The organism is Paracoccus marcusii (assembly GCF_028621715.1).
GTDB classification, from domain to species: Bacteria; Pseudomonadota; Alphaproteobacteria; order Rhodobacterales; family Rhodobacteraceae; genus Paracoccus; species Paracoccus marcusii.
On the sequence record NZ_CP117466.1, the window covers coordinates 1,560,627 to 1,577,898 of the forward strand.

General features: G+C 67.8%; 19 protein-coding genes. 9 read left to right on the forward strand and 10 right to left on the reverse strand.

All coding sequences use genetic code 11. From position 1 onward, the window contains the following. Positions 1-4: 4 nt before the first annotated feature. Complete coding sequence (gene ihfA, locus PRL19_RS07690; RefSeq protein WP_042251331.1) at positions 5-307, reverse strand: integration host factor subunit alpha; 303 nt, start codon at positions 305-307, stop codon at positions 5-7. Between the two features lie 185 nt (positions 308-492). Here ihfA and PRL19_RS07695 point away from each other — a divergent pair, with 185 nt between their 5' ends. Then, entirely contained in the window at positions 493-768 is a 276-nt protein-coding gene (locus PRL19_RS07695; RefSeq protein WP_273744421.1) for a DksA/TraR family C4-type zinc finger protein, read from the forward strand. 1 nt (position 769) lies between these two features. Here the strand turns inward: PRL19_RS07695 and PRL19_RS07700 are convergent, their stop codons facing one another. From PRL19_RS07700 to PRL19_RS07715, 4 genes are all read right to left on the reverse strand, one after another. Then, positions 770-1,744, reverse strand: a complete 975-nt coding sequence (locus tag PRL19_RS07700) for a beta-ketoacyl-ACP synthase III (RefSeq protein ID WP_045982723.1) — start codon at positions 1,742-1,744, stop codon at positions 770-772. After that, positions 1,741-2,847, reverse strand: coding sequence for a phosphate acyltransferase PlsX (plsX, locus tag PRL19_RS07705; protein WP_273744422.1), 1,107 nt, complete (start codon positions 2,845-2,847; stop codon positions 1,741-1,743). The genes PRL19_RS07700 and plsX overlap by 4 nt, the downstream gene beginning before the upstream one ends. A gap of 19 nt (positions 2,848-2,866) precedes the next feature. Continuing rightward, complete coding sequence (gene rpmF / locus PRL19_RS07710; protein WP_042251337.1) at positions 2,867-3,073, reverse strand: 50S ribosomal protein L32; 207 nt, start codon at positions 3,071-3,073, stop codon at positions 2,867-2,869. A 241-nt stretch (positions 3,074-3,314) separates the two neighbouring features. Then, positions 3,315-3,851 carry a YceD family protein gene (locus PRL19_RS07715; protein WP_273744423.1) on the reverse strand — a complete coding sequence of 179 codons (537 nt, stop codon included), beginning with the start codon at positions 3,849-3,851 and terminating at the stop codon, positions 3,315-3,317. Between the two features lie 122 nt (positions 3,852-3,973). Between PRL19_RS07715 and PRL19_RS07720 the strand changes: the two genes are divergently transcribed. Then, entirely contained in the window at positions 3,974-4,423 is a 450-nt protein-coding gene (locus PRL19_RS07720) for an outer membrane protein assembly factor BamE (RefSeq protein ID WP_045982726.1), read from the forward strand. Positions 4,424-4,446: 23 nt separating this feature from the next. Here PRL19_RS07720 and PRL19_RS07725 read toward each other — a convergent pair whose 3' ends face one another. Then, positions 4,447-5,457: a serine hydrolase domain-containing protein gene (locus PRL19_RS07725; RefSeq protein WP_273744424.1), complete on the reverse strand. Its 1,011-nt coding sequence runs from the start codon at positions 5,455-5,457 to the stop codon at positions 4,447-4,449. Positions 5,458-5,557: 100 nt separating this feature from the next. On the opposite strand from PRL19_RS07725, the gene PRL19_RS07730 reads away from it, so the two are divergent. Next, positions 5,558-6,292: an SseB family protein gene (locus tag PRL19_RS07730; protein WP_273744425.1), complete on the forward strand. Its 735-nt coding sequence runs from the start codon at positions 5,558-5,560 to the stop codon at positions 6,290-6,292. A gap of 48 nt (positions 6,293-6,340) precedes the next feature. Beyond that, on the forward strand, positions 6,341-7,045 hold the full coding sequence (locus tag PRL19_RS07735; protein ID WP_045982728.1) for a CDP-alcohol phosphatidyltransferase family protein: 705 nt from the start codon (positions 6,341-6,343) through the stop codon (positions 7,043-7,045). On the opposite strand, the gene PRL19_RS07740 is transcribed toward PRL19_RS07735, so the two are convergent. From PRL19_RS07740 to PRL19_RS07755, 4 genes are all read right to left on the reverse strand, one after another. Next, positions 7,042-7,224 (reverse strand): hypothetical protein, encoded by a 183-nt coding sequence (locus tag PRL19_RS07740; RefSeq protein ID WP_046000069.1) that lies wholly within the window; start codon positions 7,222-7,224, stop codon positions 7,042-7,044. The genes PRL19_RS07735 and PRL19_RS07740 overlap by 4 nt on opposite strands. A gap of 71 nt (positions 7,225-7,295) precedes the next feature. Beyond that, the gene (gene fucP, locus PRL19_RS07745; protein ID WP_046000070.1) at positions 7,296-8,588 is read right to left on the reverse strand and encodes an L-fucose:H+ symporter permease; all 1,293 of its coding nucleotides are present in this window, start codon (positions 8,586-8,588) and stop codon (positions 7,296-7,298) included. 112 nt (positions 8,589-8,700) lie between these two features. Further along, on the reverse strand, positions 8,701-10,233 hold the full coding sequence (locus PRL19_RS07750; RefSeq protein WP_252929149.1) for an alanine/glycine:cation symporter family protein: 1,533 nt from the start codon (positions 10,231-10,233) through the stop codon (positions 8,701-8,703). A gap of 26 nt (positions 10,234-10,259) precedes the next feature. Further along, positions 10,260-10,694, reverse strand: a complete 435-nt coding sequence (locus PRL19_RS07755; protein ID WP_045982732.1) for a universal stress protein — start codon at positions 10,692-10,694, stop codon at positions 10,260-10,262. A gap of 355 nt (positions 10,695-11,049) precedes the next feature. Between PRL19_RS07755 and PRL19_RS07760 the strand changes: the two genes are divergently transcribed. The 5 genes from PRL19_RS07760 to mrdA all read left to right on the forward strand — a co-directional run bounded on the left by PRL19_RS07760 (position 11,050) and on the right by mrdA (position 17,269). Further along, the gene (locus PRL19_RS07760; RefSeq protein ID WP_273744426.1) at positions 11,050-12,612 is read left to right on the forward strand and encodes a 2-isopropylmalate synthase; all 1,563 of its coding nucleotides are present in this window, start codon (positions 11,050-11,052) and stop codon (positions 12,610-12,612) included. A 185-nt stretch (positions 12,613-12,797) separates the two neighbouring features. Continuing rightward, the gene (locus PRL19_RS07765; RefSeq protein ID WP_045982734.1) at positions 12,798-13,832 is read left to right on the forward strand and encodes a rod shape-determining protein; all 1,035 of its coding nucleotides are present in this window, start codon (positions 12,798-12,800) and stop codon (positions 13,830-13,832) included. A gap of 23 nt (positions 13,833-13,855) precedes the next feature. Beyond that, positions 13,856-14,794 carry a rod shape-determining protein MreC gene (gene mreC / locus PRL19_RS07770; protein WP_045982735.1) on the forward strand — a complete coding sequence of 313 codons (939 nt, stop codon included), beginning with the start codon at positions 13,856-13,858 and terminating at the stop codon, positions 14,792-14,794. Beyond that, positions 14,791-15,312 carry a hypothetical protein gene (locus PRL19_RS07775; protein WP_052714834.1) on the forward strand — a complete coding sequence of 174 codons (522 nt, stop codon included), beginning with the start codon at positions 14,791-14,793 and terminating at the stop codon, positions 15,310-15,312. The genes mreC and PRL19_RS07775 overlap by 4 nt, the downstream gene beginning before the upstream one ends. A gap of 10 nt (positions 15,313-15,322) precedes the next feature. Continuing rightward, positions 15,323-17,269 carry a penicillin-binding protein 2 gene (gene mrdA / locus PRL19_RS07780; RefSeq protein ID WP_273744427.1) on the forward strand — a complete coding sequence of 649 codons (1,947 nt, stop codon included), beginning with the start codon at positions 15,323-15,325 and terminating at the stop codon, positions 17,267-17,269. Positions 17,270-17,272: the final 3 nt, after the last annotated feature.

Here is a 17,272-nt window from a genome sequence, read left to right on the forward strand (position 1 = left end):
GGGGCTATCGCTTGTTTCCGGCTGCCACGCGATCCTTCATCAGGTGCGAAGGCCGGAAGGACAGCACGCGGCGGGGCGTGATGGGCACCTCTTCGCCGGTCTTGGGATTGCGGCCGATCCGCTCGTTCTTGTCGCGCACCGAAAAGGTGCCGAAGGACGAGATCTTGACCTGCTCTCCCTGCACCAGCGCGTCCGAGATGTGGTCCAGCACGCTTTCGACCAGCTGTGCCGATTCGTGACGGGACAGGCCGACGTCACGGAATACCGCTTCGGCCAAGTCCATCCGGGTCAAGGTCTTGTCGCCCATGATTGATCCTCTTGAATGCGGGAAGGATGGTTCGAATTCCCATGGCTGTCAACGAGGCCCGCGGGGAAATCGTTCCCCGCCCGATACTTGTCATGCGCCGGCGCGCCCTTGGACAGGGCATGGCGATTGATTCCGGCGCGATGCTTCCCATCTGTTGAGGACGCAGGATAGCGATGGAGGACAGGATGGCAGGCGGATGGGCCCGCGACGACGCGGTGAACGACCAGATCGATGTCAGCACGGCCGAGGCGATCGCCCGCGCCCGGCTGGCCGCGTCGCGCCGTCAGGCCGGCGACAGCGCACGGATCTGCGCGGAATGCGATGAACCGATCCCCGAGGCACGCCGCGCTGCGCAGCCCGGGGTACAGCTGTGCGTGGCCTGTCAGTCGGGCCATGATCGCGCAAAACGGCCCGCGGGCGGGATGAACCGCCGCGCCAGCAAGGATGCGTTGTTGAAATAGCCTACCAGCGCAGGACGACCGCGCCCCAGCTGAGACCGCCGCCGATCGCCTCGGTCACCAGAACCTGGCCTGGCGCGAATCGTCCCTGGCCGTCGGCGACGGACAGGGCCAGCGGGATCGACGCGGCCGACGTGTTGCCGTGATCGGCCACGGTCAGCACAACCTTGTCCAGCGGCAGCTGCATCTTCTGTGCGGTGGCGGTGATGATGCGCATGTTCGCCTGATGCGGGACCAGCCAGTCCACGTCGGCAGGCGTCAGCCCGGCACGGTCCAGTGCGGTATGCGCCGTCTTGGCCAGCTTTTCGACCGCGTGGCGGAAGACCAGGTTGCCCTGCATCCGCAGCTGGCCTGCCGTTCCGGTGGATGACACGCCACCATCGACATACAGAAGCTCGCGATAGGTGCCGTCGCTGTTCAGGTCGCTGGCCAGGATGCCCCGGTCATCGCTGGTGCCCGCACCGTCCTCAGCCTGCAGGACGACCGCGCCAGCGCCGTCGCCGAACAGCACGCAGGTGCCGCGGTCGGTCCAGTCCATGATCCGGGAAAACGTCTCGGCGCCGATTACCAGGATGCGGTCGGCCTGGCCCGCGCGAATCATCGCATCCGCATTGGCCAGCGCAAAGACGAAGCCCGCGCAGACGGCCTGCACGTCATAGGCAAAGCCGCGCTTCATCCCCAGACCGGCCTGGACCATGGTCGCGACGGCCGGAAACGTGAAGTCGGGGGTCGAGGTCGCCAGCACGACACCGTCGATGTCGTCTGCGGTCATGCCTGCGCGGTCCAGCGCGGCCTTGGCGGCGCGGATGGCCAGGTCGCTGGTGGTCTGGCCCTCGGCCGCGAAGTGGCGACGCTCGATCCCGGTGCGAGAGCGGATCCATTCGTCGGTGGTGTCCAGCTTGTCCTCGAACCAGCTATTCTCGACGATGCGTTCAGGCAGATAATGCCCGGTGCCGCAGATGACCGAACGACGCGTCACGACGATGCTCCTGTATCGGTGGCGCTGGCGGATGCCGCGGCACCTTGGGCCACACGGGCGGCCAGGCGGTCCTGGAAGCCCGACTTGGCCAGGGTGAAGGCCAGCTTGATGGCCGCGGACACGCCGGTCGCATCGGCGGAGCCGTGCGATTTCACGACCGTGCCGTTCAGGCCCAGGAAGATGCCGCCGTTCACGCGGCGCGGGTCGATCCGCTTCTGCAGGCGCTTGAGCGAGCTCATGGCCAGGACGGCCGCAAATTTTGACATGATCGAATTCGAGAAGGCGTCCTTGAGGAAGTCGCCGACCAGCTTGGCCGTGCCTTCCCCGGTCTTCAAGGCGACATTGCCGGTGAATCCGTCGGTGACGATCACATCCACGCGGTCGGACGGCAGATCGCCACCCTCGACGAAGCCGACATAGGTATAGCTGCCGGCGGCAGCCTGCTCGATCATCTCGTGGGCCTGCTTCAGTTCGGCGCGGCCCTTGTGTTCCTCGGTGCCCACGTTCAGCAGGCCGACGCGCGGCATGGGCAGGCCCAGGCCGTTGCGCGCATAGGATGCCCCCATCAGGGCATATTGCAGCAGGTCATGCGCATCGGCGCGGATGTCCGCGCCCACGTCCAGCATGATGTTGAACCCTTGGGGGTTGCGCGACGGCCACAGGCAGGCGATGGCCGGCCGGTTCACGCCCGGCAGCTTGCGCAGGCGCATCATCGACAGCGCCATCAGCGCGCCGGTGTTCCCGCAGGACACGGCGACCTGCGCCTCTCCAGCCTTGACCGATTCCAGCGTGGACCACATCGACGTGCCCTCGCCCTTGCGCAGGACCTGGCTGGGCTTGTCATGCATCGTCACCACGCCCGCGGCATGGCGGATGTCACAGCGACCCGCCAGCACCTTGCGGCGCGCGATCAGGCCCGCAAGCTCTGCCTCGTCGCCATGGACGATGAAGCGGATCTCGGGGTTCTTCTCGGCGCTTTCGGCCATGCCTGCGACGACGACGGCGGGGCCGCGGTCGCCACCCATGGCGTCAACCGATATCACCACGCTGCCCCCGGAATCGGGGACGCGCGGTGTCGGCGTGCTCGCGGAGGGGACGGACATCAGGACGGGCGCGCCGGAATCAGGCCGCGTCGTCGTCCAGGTCGATCTCGTTCGCCTTCGCGATCACTTCGCGGTCGGCGTAGTGGCCGCAGGACGGGCAGACGTGATGCGGGCGCTTCAGCTCGCCGCAGTTGGAGCATTCGTTCGGGTTGCCCGCGACCAGCGCATCATGCGCACGGCGCATGTTGCGCTTGGACCGGGTTACGCGATTCTGAGGGACAGCCATGTCACCACCTCGGTTGTCAGGGTGCGGCGCCAGAACGCGATCACACCAGATTTGAATTCGTAAATGAACCGCGCAGATACGCCATGACGACCGCGCCCGCAAGCCCCGAAGGCCAGGGGACGGCCGCAAACGCACCGCACATGGCCCCCCTTTGCCGCGAACGGGCCGCGATTGCGCCCCCCGGCGGCGGGTTCGGGCGCATTTCGCGCCCGCCTGTGGCCCGATGGCCACGCAGCCCGGGTCAGGATTCGCCGTCCTTGCCGCCCAGCAGCTTGTCCAACCCGGCAAAGGGACGCCGTGTGTCGCCGGCGGCATCGTCGTCGGCCGCCGCGGCCTGCGGCAGGCTTGCCCCCTCGGCCCGCGGATAGGCGGGCAGGGCCAGCGACAGGGCCTCGACCATGATCGCGGTCAGGTCGATGAAGTTGCCAAGGGGTTCCAGCGTCTCGTCCGGCATCTCGATCTCGTCGCCCTCGGGTGCGGCCACATGCGGAGAGAACTGGATGCGGACCGGTTCCGAGATGTCGGTGCGCACGGGCTTCAGCGTGATGACGCAGGGTTGCGTTACCCGCGCGGCCAGCGTCGCCGTCAGCAGCCAGCTGTAGGTGCCATGCGCGCGCAGCGTGCCGCGAAAGTCCAGGCGCGTCAGCGCGTCCAGCCCCAGCTCGGCCGCCAGGGCCTCCCGCACGCCTTCGTCTGGGCGCAGGTGAAAGGTCGTCGGCGCGTTCGGGTTCAGATGCGCGACGCGCAGCCGCTGCGGATGCGATTCGGGGGTGATCATGTCGGACCTTTGTCGATGCGGCGCGGGGCGCGTGACCCCGAGGATTGATATTCTTGAGCAGGGTGGCCGAGTTTGCTAGGCAGGGCGGGCCGCGTCAACCGCCCCAAGGAGGGAACCCGCCCATGTCCGCCATCAGAAGCCTGATGACACTGGCGTTTCTGGCTGTCCTCGGGCTTGCCGCCTGTGCACCCATCGAACGGAACCACGGATACGTCCCCCCCGATCTGGAACTGGCGCAGGTCGTGCCGGGGCAGACCACGATGGAGGAACTGCCCGGCCTGATCGGTCGCCCGTCGGCCCAGGGCCTGCTGACGGGGTCCGGCTGGTACTATGTCGGATCGCGCTGGCGCCGCCTCGGCCCAGCCGCCCCGCGCGAGATCGACCGCAAGGTCGTCGCCATCTCGTTCGCGCCCACCGGCGTGGTCAGCAATGTCGAGACCTTTGGCCTGGAACGCGGCCGCGTGGTCAGCCTGTCGCGCCGCGTGACCGACGGCAGCGTGACCGATATCTCGTTCATCGGACAGCTTCTTGGCAACCTGGGCAACTTCCAGGCCGGCGACTTCGTCGACTGACGGCGCAGGCCGCGCGCGTTCGCCTAGACCGCGCCGGCCAGCTGTTCCGCCAGGCGGTGCAGGTCGTCGCGGTGCCCGGTGCGCCCCGACGGCAGGTCCGGGTCCGACGTCATCGCGATGGATAGCGCCGGCTGGCGCCGCGTCGCGGGGAACACATAGACCATCTGCCCGCCATAGCCCCAGCCATAGCGCACGTCCCGCCCGGCCATCCGCCCCAGGAACCAGCCATAGCCGTATCCCTGGCCGCTGAAGATGCTGGAGGTGCGGCGCCGCCAGCTTTCGTCGATCCAGGCCGCGGGGACGACCTGCCGCCCGCCCGCCCGACCGCCCCGCGCGTATGTCGCACCGAAGGCCAGCAGCGACCGGGTGCTCATCGCCATCTGGTTGCCGCCCAGATAGATGCCCTGCGGATCGCGGTCCCATCCGGTGATGCGAAATCCGGGAATGGGCGACAGCCAGTCGCGTGCGACGTCCAGCAGCGGGCGGCCGGTGACGCGGGTCAGGATCGCCGCGACCAGATGCGTCGATGCGGTCGAATACTGCATCCGCGTGCCGGGATCCTGGACGAAGGGCGCGGCCAGCGCGCTGCGCACCCAGTTCGGGCTGCTGACCCATCGGCCGTAATTCTGTCCCGACTGGCGTTCCAGCCCGGCCTGCATCGACAGCAGGTTGCCCAGGGTGACGCGTGCCAGCCGCGGGTCGGCCGATGCGGGCAGGTCGCTGCGCAGCAGCGGTGCGATGGGCTGATCCGTGCTCTCCAGCAGGCCGCGGCCGATTGCGATGCCCGCCAGCGCCGATACCACCGATTTCGACGCCGACTTGATGTTCGTCGGGCTGTCCGGCGTGAAGCCGTGATAGCCCTGGGCCGCCAGTTCCACCCCCTGTGCGCCGTCGTCCTGCCACAGGGCGATGGCACGCAGGGGCGGCATCGATCCGGCCTGCGACAGCAGGGGGGCCAGGCTGGCGCCGGCGATGCGGGGGGCTGCCAGCAGGGGCAGGGCGGCGGCGGTCAGGATCAGGGCGCGTCTTTTCATGCGCACAATATGGGGCGGGGGGCCGGGCATGGGCAATCACGCTTGCGTGGGCACGGCGCGGGCTTTACCGCTTGGCCAGCCAATTCGGAAAGGCCCGACCATGAGCGCGCTGGATGATCTTGCCCCCGTCCCGTTCCACGACGCGGATGCGCCGCAGCGGGCGCGGATGCTGTCGCGGCTGGCGGGTACCGAACTGACCGTGGCCCTGCTGCGCGAGCCGGTGCATGACCAGGTCGAATTGCAGATCTTCGATCTGGACGGGGCGCGTGTCGCTCTGGCCTGCGACGCCGAGGATCGGCTGGCGGATTTCTTCGGCCATCCCGTGGCTTACGCGGCGCTGCCGGGGCGGGTGCTGGCGGGACTGCTGAATGCGGACGGAGCGGGGTTGCTGGTCAATCCCGGCCACCCGTCCGAGATGCTGCTGGACAGCAGCATGCTGGATTGGCTGACCGGTGTGCTGGACGCCGCCCCTCAGGAGGGCCAGGCCCGGCTGCGCCTGACCGCGCCCGACCCGCAGGTGGCGCAGGCCTTGGCGGATCCTCTGGCCGAACGGCTGGCCGACCTGCGCGGACTGGTCGCAGGCGCGGCGCTGGTCGGCGCGTCGGGGGACGGTGCCGGGCATCTCTTGGTCATCACCGGCGCGCCCGTCGACCGCCAGCCGGCCATCGCCAAGGCCCTGGCCGAGGCGCTGGCGTTCCTTCCCGCCCAGCCCGGCGGCGTCGACATCAGCTTTTCGGACGCGCCGCCCCCGGCCGGTGCGCTGCTGTTCGACCTGACGCCCCCCGCGCCCGAGGAACCGGCACCGCGCCCGAAAGGCCCCCCGATCCTGCGCTGACCGGGCAAGTGCGGTTGCGTTGGGGGGTTCAACCTGCGATTAAACCGCATGCAGATGCGTCACAAAGCCCTTTCCGTCCATCTTTTGACCGCCACCGGAGCCGTTCTGGCCATGCTGGCCATGCTGGCCGCCGTGCAGGCAGACTGGGCGCTGATGTTCCTGTGGCTGGTGGTGGCCTTCGTCGTCGACGGCATCGATGGCCCGCTGGCGCGACGTTACGACGTCAAGAAGAACTGGCCCGCCTATGACGGCGTGCTGATGGACCTGATCATCGACTATCTGACCTACGTGTTCATCCCGGCCTTTGCGCTGTTCCAGTCGGGGCTGCTGTCGGGCTGGACGGGCTGGTTCGCGATCATCGTGATCGTGTTCACCAGCGTCGTCTATTTCGCGGACACGCGGATGAAGACGCGGGACAATTCCTTCGCGGGCTTTCCCGGCTGCTGGAACATGGTCATCCTGGTCCTGTTCGCGGTCAAGCCGCACTGGACCATCATCCTGCTGATCGTCACGGCGTTGAGCGCCGCGATGTTCACCAACATCAAGTTCATTCACCCCGTCCGGACCAAGCGCTGGCAGGCGATCTCGCTGCCGGTGGCGTTGGCTTGGGTGCTGTTCGCGGGCTGGGCCGCGGTGGTCGACTTCCACCCGGAAAGCTGGGCGAACTGGGGTCTTGTCCTGACCTCGGCATGGCTGCTGGTGGCCGGTGGCGCGCAGCAGATGATCCCGGTACGTCGCCGCCGCCGCCCTTAGGCCGCGCGCAGCCGTCCGGTCAGCCGCCGCAGCAGCGCACGCAGGGTTCCGCCGTGGCGCGTGGCGTTCAGTGCGCCGATCTGATGGGGCAGCAGGAACAGCCCGGCGGTGGGCCGCGGCGCACGGCGCGCCATCGCCCGGCCGGCGTCGTCAAGATACAGTCCGTAATAGGCAAGCATGGGGGTGGTCCTTTCGCAGATCCTGACCCCTATGTTGGCGCTATCAGCCCGGCAGGCAACCGCCTGGCTGGTCAATGCTGCGTTGCAGCGTCCGCATGGCGGGTCGAGCGCAGGTCGAACAGCCCGAAGGCCGCGACGACCAGGAAGCACAGTCCCGGCACCACATAGGACAGCGCTGCGCCGTGGGAATCCATGACCGCGCCATGGATCAGCGGCACGGTCGCGCCGCCCAGGATCGCCATGACCAGGCCCGCCGCGCCAAACTTGGTGTCGTCGCCCAGGCCGTGCAGGGCGATGCCGTAGATGGTGGGAAACATCAGCGACAGGCAGGCCGATACGGCGACCACCGCCCAGACACCCGCCAGCCCCGGCCCGGTGGCCGCGAACAGGCACAGGCCCGTCCCCGCCACGGCCATCACCGTCAGCAGCGCCGCGGGGCGGATCACGCCCATCACGCCGACCATCACGAAACGGGCGATCAGGAACACGATCAGGCTGGCCTGCAGGTACCATCCGGCCTGCGCCTCGGTCCCGCCGATGGCGGCGATCACGTACTGGATGGTGAAGGTCCAGACGCAGGTCTGGGCGGCCACGTTGAAGAACTGGGCCACCACCCCGAACACGTAATGCCGGTTCGACAGCAGCCGCCGCAGCGTCGGTGCGAACTGAACGCGGGCGGCGTCGGGGGCGATGGATTCGCGGTCGGTCGGGATGCGCAGGAAGGCGATGGCGATCCAGATGACCAGCAGCACGAAGGCCAGCCCCACATAGGGCGTCATGACCGCGGACAGTTCGGCGCGCTGGATCTGCTCCAGCGTCGCGGCGGGCATGGCGGCGCGTTCGGCGTCGGTTGCCGGGTTCAGACGCGGCAGGATCAGCGTCGCGGCCAGGAACACGCCGATGTTCGTGCCGACCGGATTGAAGGCCTGGGCCAGGTTCAGGCGGCGCGTGGCATTGCCCTCGGGGCCCATCGCGATGACGAAGGGGTTGGCCGAGGTCTCCAGGATCGACAGCCCCCCCGCCAGCAGGAACAGCGCGGCCAGGAAGTACCCGAAGGTCATGGCCTGCGCCGCCGGATAGAACAGGAAGGCGCCCGCGACCGCGCAGCCCAGGCCCGTCAGGATGCCGGTCTTGTAGGAGAAGCGCCGGTTGATGAAGGCCGCGGGCAGGGCCAACAGAAAATAGGCCCCGTAATAGGCGAACTGGACGAAGGACGCCTGCAGCGTCGACATCGAGAAGATGCGCGAAAAGACCTGGACCAGCGGGTCGGTCATGTTCGCCGCGATCCCCCAGGCCGCGAAGCAGGTCACCAGCAGCGCGAAGGGCAACCGCATTCCGGGATGGACGAAGGGGGGCTTTGGCATCGGGGTTCTCCTGCGCGGACCGGCGCCGTTTGGCACAGATCGTCCGCGCGGACCACCGCGAATGAAAAGGGGGGCGGTTCCCCGCCCCCTGGTCGCGTCGCTGTCGCGGGCGTTATTCGTACTTGCGGATGTCGCCGGATTTCAGGCGGCCCAGATAGCGGTTCATCTCGGCCTTGACGACGGGCATCAGCAGGTACAGCGCGATGATGTTGGGGATCGCCATCGCAAAGATCATCGCGTCCGAGAAGTCGATGACCGGGCCCAGGCTGGCCGAGGCGCCGATGACCACGAACAGGCAGAAGATGATCTTGAAGATCAGCTCCTTGGTCTGGCCCTCTCCGAAGAGGAAGGTCCAGGCCTTCAGCCCGTAATAGCTCCACGAGATCATGGTCGAGAAGGCGAACAGCACCACCGCCAGCACCAGCACATAGCGGAACCAGCCGAACGCGCTGCTGAAGGCATCCGACGTCAGGGCAACGCCCGTGTTGCCGGTCACGGTGCGGATCTGGTCGCCCGCCTCGTTCAGGACGAACATCCCGGTCGTGGGGTCGGCGATCAGCTGCCCGGTGATGATGATCACCAGCGCGGTCATGGTGCAGATGACGACGGTGTCGATGAACGGCTCCAGCAGCGACACGAAGCCCTCGGTCACCGGCTCCTTGGTACGCACGGCGCTGTGGGCGATCGCGGCGGAACCGATGCCGGCCTCGTTCGAGAAGGCGGCCCGGCGGAAGCCCTGGATCAGGGCCCCGATGGCCCCGCCCACGACGCCGTCATTGGTGAAGGCGCCCGCGAAGATCTGGTAGAACGCCTGACCGATCATGTCATAGTTCATGACGATGATGATCAGCGCCGTCCCGACGTAGAGCGCGGCCATGAAGGGCACGATCTTCTCGGTCACGCTGGCGATGGATTTCAGGCCGCCGACGATGACCAGGAACACGATGATCGCCATCACCACGCCTGTGATCCAGCCGGGATAGTCGCCCACCACGTTGATCAGCTGGGCATGGGCCTGGTTTGCCTGGAACATGTTCCCGCCGCCAAAGCTGCCCAGGATGCAGAAAATCGCGAACAGCACGGCCAGGATGCGCCCGCCCGGCAGGCCGCGTTCGGCAAACCCCTTGACCATGTAGTACATCGGTCCGCCCGACACGGTGCCGTCCGCGTATTCGTTGCGGTATTTGACGCCAAGCGTGCATTCGGTGAACTTGGCCGCCATGCCCAGAAGGCCCGCCAGGATCATCCAGAACGTGGCGCCCGGCCCGCCGATGCTGACGGCCACCGCGACGCCCGCGATGTTGCCCAGGCCCACGGTGCCCGACAGGGCGGTGGTCAGCGCCTGGAAATGGCTGACCTCTCCGGCGTCGTTCGGATCCGAATAGTCGCCCCTGACCAGCGCAATGGCATGGCCGAAGGCGCGCAGCTGGATCACGCCGAAATAGATGGTGAAGGTCGTGGCCGCGATCACCAGCCAGGCGACGATCCAGGGAAAGCTGGTGCCGGGAAAGTTGGAAAAGATCAGGCTGACGAACCAGCCCGTGGAATTGGCAAAGACCTGGTTCACGGTCTCGTCGATGCCCTGGGCCGCGGCGGGGCCTGCGGCCAGTGCCGCGAGGGCCGCGGCTGTGATGCGTGTTCTCATTGCTCTTGTCCCTGTTGGTTGGCCGGTCACGGCACGATGACCACGGGCACCGGCGCGACCTGCGCCAGCGTCGCCGCGACCGATCCGAAGATGCGCGAGGCAAAGCCCGAATCGCCCATCCGGCCTATGAAGATCATCGCCGCGCCCTCATCCTTGGCGATGCGGCACAGCGTTTCGGCGATGTGGCCGTATCGCAGCGTGGTCGCGCAGGGGATGCCCGCGTCCTCGACCCGCTTGACCATGGGGGTCAGGATGGCGGCTTCGGCGCGCTGCAGCTCCTCCTTGCGGCGGCGGTGTCGTTCCTCGACCTCGCTTGGCGTCAGGAAGCTGTAGGGCGACCATTCCAGAACATGCGCGATCAGGATGTGGTCGCCCTGCGCCTGCGCGCGCGAGATGGCAAAGTCCAAGGCGCGGATCGAGGCATCGCTGCCGTCGAAACCGACGACGATCTTGCGTGACATTCGTTGCCCTCATCTGTTGGTTGTCGTTTTTCGTTGTCGTGATCAAAGGATAGGCAGGCTTGCCGGGCGGGGCCAGACATAAATGTGTCGCTACAATGGCAAAGGTCGGAACTGCCTTGCGGACGGGCGGTGTCGATCAGGGGTTTTCAAGATGCGCGCGGGGGGGCATATTCGCGGCCATGACCCGGATGCGCCACATCGCCACCGCCCGCACCGCGCCCCACGGCGCGCGTCTGGCCGTGCAGCTTCGCGGTCTGCTGCTTCTTACGCTGCGCTGAGCGGGTCTTCCGGGCCGCCGCTCAGACAGGTCAGCGCCCGGGAAACCCCACAGGACCACGTAAGAAGGACCAAGCCAATGACCGAACAGAACCGCGTCGTGATCTTTGACACCACGCTGCGCGACGGCGAACAGTCGCCCGGCGCCACCATGTCCCATGCCGAAAAGCTGGAAATCGCCGCCATGCTGGACGAGATGGGCGTGGACGTGATCGAGGCCGGATTTCCCATCGCCTCGGAAGGCGACTTTGCCGCCGTGTCCGAGATCGCGAAACAGTCGAAAAACAGCGTGATCTGCGGCCTGGCCCGCGCCCAGCTGCCCGATATCGACCGCTGCTGGGAGGCGGTCAAGCATGCCCGCCAGCCGCGCATCCACACCTTCATCGGCACCTCGCCGCTGCACCGGGCGATCCCGAACCTGGACATGGACCAGATGGCGGACCGCATCCACCAGACGGTGACCCATGCGCGCAACCTGTGCGACAACGTGCAATGGTCGCCCATGGACGCCACCCGGACCGAGCATGATTATCTGTGCCGGGTGGTGGAAATCGCTATCAAGGCCGGCGCCACCACGATCAACATCCCCGACACGGTGGGCTATACCGCGCCGCGCGAAAGCGCCGCCCTGATCGCAATGCTGCTGGAGCGCGTGCCCGGCGCGGACCAGATCATCTTTGCCACGCATTGCCACAACGACCTGGGCATGGCGACCGCCAACGCCCTGGCCGCGGTCGAGGCCGGTGCCCGCCAGATCGAATGCACGATCAACGGCCTTGGCGAACGCGCCGGCAACACCGCGCTGGAGGAGGTGGTGATGGCGATGCGGGTCCGCAACGACATCATGCCGTTCCGCACGGGCATCGACACGACCAAGATCATGGGCATCTCGCGTCGCGTGGCGGCCGTGTCGGGCTTTCCGGTGCAGTTCAACAAGGCCATCGTCGGCAAGAACGCCTTCCTGCACGAATCCGGCATCCACCAGGACGGCGTGCTGAAGAACGTCGAGACCTTCGAGATCATGCGCCCCGCCGATATCGGCCTGACCGAGAACAACATCGCCATGGGCAAGCATTCGGGCCGCGCCGCGCTGCGCGCCAAGCTGGCCGATCTGGGATACGAGGTCGGGGACAACCAGCTGAAGGACATCTTCGTGCGGTTCAAGGCCTTGGCCGACCGCAAGAAGGAGGTCTATGACGATGACATCGTGGCCCTGGTCCTGGACGCCGCCGCCAACACGGCCGAGGATCACCTGCAGGTCAAGCACCTGCGCGTCGTCTGCGGCAGCGACGGGCAGTCCGCGGCCCTGACCATGATCGTGGACGGGGTCGAGAAGACGGCCGAGACGACCGGCGACGGTCCGGTCGATGCCTGCTTCAACGCGGTGCGGGAAATCTTTCCGCACGACGCGCGGCTGCAGCTGTATCAGGTCCATGCCGTGACCGAGGGCACCGATGCGCAGGCCACCGTCAGCGTCCGCATGGAGGAGGAGGGCCGCATCGTCACCGGCCAGGCCGCCGATACGGACACGATCCTGGCCTCGGTCAAGGCCTATGTGGGGGCGCTGAACCGGCTGATCCTGCGCCGCGCGATGACCGGCCGCGACACTGACGCCAAGCAGATCAGCATGTATTCGCACTGAGGCGCGCGGGGGGCATCGTGTCCCCCCGGCACCACCCCCGCGAGAAATGCCGCTGTCGGCCCAATGCGCGCATCGGGGCTTTTCCGGTGCGGCGCACGGCTCTATACGGGGCCACGTCCGTCAGGGCGATCACGCACCATCAAAACAGGGCAGGCCGGGCCAACCGGCGGGAAAAGGATACGGGCATGGCATTCGGCGGTTTGTTTTCGACCGACATCGCAATCGACCTGGGGACGGCGAACACGCTGATCTATGTCAAGGGCAAGGGCATCATCCTGAACGAACCCTCGGTCGTGGCCTATCACGTCAAGGACGGCAAGCGCGTCGTCCTGGCGGTCGGAGAGGACGCCAAGCTGATGCTGGGCCGCACGCCGGGAAGTATCGAGGCCATCCGCCCGATGCGCGAGGGCGTCATCGCCGATTTCGACAGCGCCGAGCAGATGATCAAGCATTTCATCAAGAAGGTGTTCAAGCGCACGACCTTCTCCAAGCCCAAGATCATCGTCTGCGTCCCGCACGGCGCGACCCCGGTCGAGAAACGCGCCATCCGCCAGTCGGTCCTGTCCGCGGGCGCGCGCAAGGCGGGCCTGATCGCCGAACCCATCGCGGCGGCCATCGGCGCGGGCATGCCCATCACCGAACCCACCGGCAGCATGGTCGTGGACATCGGCGGCGGCACGACCGAGGTCGCGGTCCTGTCCCTGGGCGACGTGGTCTATGCGCGCTCGGTGCGCATCGGCGGCGACCGCATGGACGAGGCGATCATCAACTATCTGCGCCGCAACCAGAACATGCTGATCGGGGAATCGACCGCCGAACGCATCAAGACCAGCATCGGCACCGCCCGCATGCCCGATGACGGGCGTGGCGCGACCCTGATGGTGCGCGGCCGCGACCTGCTGAACGGCATCCCCAAGGAGATCGAGATCAGCCAGGCCATGGTCGCCGAGGCGCTGTCCGAGCCCGTCCAGGCCATCTGCGAGGCCGTGATGGTTGCGCTGGAGGCGACGCCCCCGGATCTGGCCGCCGACATCGTCGACCGCGGCGTGATGCTGACCGGCGGCGGCGCCATGCTGGGTGAGCTGGACCTGGCGCTGCGCGAGCAGACCGGCCTGTCGATCAGCCTGGCCGACCAGCCGATGAGCTGCGTGGCCCTGGGCACCGGCAAGGCGCTGGAGTTCGAAAAGCAGCTGCGTCACGTCATCGACTACGACAGCTGATCGCGCAGGCAGGGAGCGCCTGAATGGCGCAGAAGAGCACCGATTTCGCCACACCCGTGCGCCGCGTCCTGATCGCGGTGCTGGCGCTTGCGCTGCTGGCGGTGTTCCTGTTCTGGCGCATCGACAGCCCGCGGGCCGAGATGATGCGCACGGCGATGATCGACCGCATCGTGCCGCGGTTCGAATGGGCCGTGGCCCCGGTGACCAAGGTCACCCAGATGGTCGCGGGCTTTCAAAGCTATGCGCGCATCTATGAGCAGAACCAGGAACTGCGCCGCGAATTGCAGCGCATGTCCGCCTGGCGCGAGGCCGCCGTCCAGCTGGAGCAGGAGAACTCCAAGCTGATGGCGCAGAACAACGTCCGCATCGACCCGGCCCTGACCAGCGTCACGGGCGTGGTGATGGTCGACAGCGGTTCGGCCTTCCGCCAGTCGGTGCTGCTGAACGTCGGCGCCCAGGACGGCATCATCGAGGGATGGGCCACCATGGACGGGCTGGGGCTGGTCGGGCGCATTTCCGGCGTCGGGAACCGGACCAGCCGCGTCGTGCTGTTGACGGACCCCTCGTCGCGGTTGCCGGTGACGGTCCAGCCGACCGGCGAACGGGCGCTGTTGACGGGCGACAACACGCCGCTGCCGCTGCTGGAATTCGTCGAGCAGGCCGATAACGTCCGTCCGGGCGACCGGGTCGTGACCTCGGGCGACGGGGGCGTCTTTCCCGCCGGGGTGCTGGTGGGCCAGGTCGCGCAGGGCAGCGACGGGCGGCTCCGCCTGCGCATGGCGGCCGATTACGAACGCCTGGAGTTCCTGCGCGTGCTGCGGTCGCATCCGGCCGAGGCGGTGGTCGACAGCGCCGCCATCATCCTGGGCCAGGATAGCGGGCTGATCGGGCCGCAGCTGCCGGCCTCTCCGGTCGACGCGGCGGCGGCCAGCGATCCGCTGGACCCGGGTTCCACGCCATGATCCAGCTGCCCAGCCGCAGCTTCGTCCTGGGAACGCTGGTGTTTCTGGCCTCGGTCTGGGCGCTGCTGTTCGTGCGGCTGCTGCCCCTGTCGGCGGGCATCATGGGCTGGCCCGGTCCCGACCTGGCGCTGGCGCTGATCCTGGCTTGGGTGCTGCGCCGCCCCGACCAGCTGGCCGCGCCGGTCATCGTGCTGGCCATCCTGGTCGAGGACGTGCTGCTGATGCGCCCCCTGGGCCTGTGGACCGCAATCGTGCTGCTGGGGTCCGAGGCCGCACGTCTGCGAGAGCCCCGTTGGCGCGATCAGCCATTCATGGTTGAATGGTTCCGCGTGGGCGTGCTGATCGGGCTGATGATGCTGGGCTATCGCCTGGTGCAGGTTGTGTTCGTGCTGCAGGTGCCGGCCCTGGGGCAGGTGATCCTGCAGTTTCTGGCGACGGTGGCGGCCTATCCGCTGGTCGTCTTCGGGGCACGCTGGCTGATCGGGCTGCGCCGTCTTGGCCGCGGCGATCCGACATGAGGACAAGGGCATGAAGAAGTCCCAACGCGAGATCCTGGACAGCTCCCGCCAGATCACCCGGCGCGGGCTGATGCTGGCCGGCATCCAGGTGGCCACCATCACCACGCTGGCGCTGAAGATGCGGTCGATGCAGCTGGACCATGCCGAGGAATACCGCACGCTGGCGGACGGCAACTCGATCAAGATCCGGCTGCTGCCGCCGTCGCGCGGGCTGATCCTGGACCGCAACGGGATCATCATCGCGGGGAACGAACAGAACTATCGCGTCACCCTGACGCGCGAGGAGGCGGGCGGCGACGTCCAGGCCGTGCTGCGCCGCCTGTCGCGGCTGGTGCCCATGACCGACGCCCGCATGGCGGAGCTGATGGAGGAGTTTTCCCGCCGCAGCGCCATTACCCCCATCGTGCTGGCCGACCGCCTGACCTGGGAGCAGTTCAGCGCCATCGCGGTCAACGCCCCGTCGCTGCCTGGCGTCACGCCCGAATCGGCGCTGTCGCGCGCCTATCCGCGGGCGGGCGATTTCGCGCATGTCATGGGCTATGTCGGCCCCGTCAGCGATTACGACCTGTCGCGGATCGAGGACCCGGACCCGGTCCTGCTGCTACCGGACTTTCAGCTGGGCAAGATCGGGGTCGAGGGCCGCATGGAGGAGATCCTGCGCGGCAAGGCGGGCGCCCGCCGCGTCGAGGTCAACGCCCAAGGCCGCGAGATGCGCCAGCTGTCGCGCCAGCAGGGCGAACAGGGGGCCACGCTGCAGCTGACGCTGGATGCCGCCTTGCAGAACTATGCCGCGCAGCGGATGGGCACCGAAAGCGCCGCCGCCGTCATCACCGACTGCCAGACCGGAGAGCTGCTGACGATCTGTTCGTCGCCCAGCTTCGATCCCAACAAGTTCGTGCGCGGCATCAGCAGCCCCGAATACCGCGCGCTGATGGATCACGACCACCGCCCCCTGGCCGACAAGACGGTGCAGGGCGTCTATCCGCCCGGATCGACCTTCAAGATGGTCACCCTGATGGCCGGGCTGGAGGCCGGGGTGATCGATGCGGGCACCCGGTTCTATTGTCCGGGCCACACCGAACTGGGCGGCCGGCGGTTCCACTGCTGGCGGCGCGGCGGGCATGGCACCGTCGATGCGATCAAGAGCCTCGAGGAAAGCTGCGACGTCTACTACTACGAACTGGCGCAGCGGGTGGGCATCGACCGGATCGCGATCATGGCGCGCAAGCTTGGCCTGGGCCAGCGCCACGACCTGCCCATGTCGGCGGTGGCCGAAGGGATCGCCCCCGACCGCGAATGGAAGATGGCCCGCCACGGCCAGGCCTGGCAGATCGGCGACAGCCTGAACGTCTCGATCGGGCAGGGCTTCGTGCTGGCGTCGCCGCTGCAACTGGCGGTGATGACCGCCCGCATCGCGTCGGGCCGCGAGGTTCGGCCCCAGCTGATCCGGTCCGTCGACGGCGTGCGGCAGGCGCCGCCCGAATACCTGCCGCTGGACATCAGCCCGGAATCGCTGCGCGTCGCGCGGCTTGGCATGGACGCGGTGATGAACAGCGCCCGCGGCACGGCCCGCGGCGCCCGCATCACCCGCGAGGAATGGCGCATGGCCGGCAAGACCGGCACCAGCCAGGTCCGCAACATCACCGCCGCCGAACGCGCCCGCGGCGTCATCTCGAACGATCAGCTGCCCTGGGCGCGGCGCGACCATGCGCTGTTTGTGGCCTATGCCCCCTATGACGCGCCGAAATACGCGATCTCGGTGGTGGTCGAACATGGCGGCGGCGGATCGGCCGTGGCCGCGCCCATCGCGCGCGACATCCTGCTGTTCGCGCTGAACGGCGGACTGCCGCCCCTGGACGCCGTGCCCTCGGATCAGCGCGCCGCGCTGGAGGAGCGTCACAACGCCATGCACCTTTACCAGCCCGAGGCCCCGCGCCCCGGCCGCAGCAGGGCGTAAGGC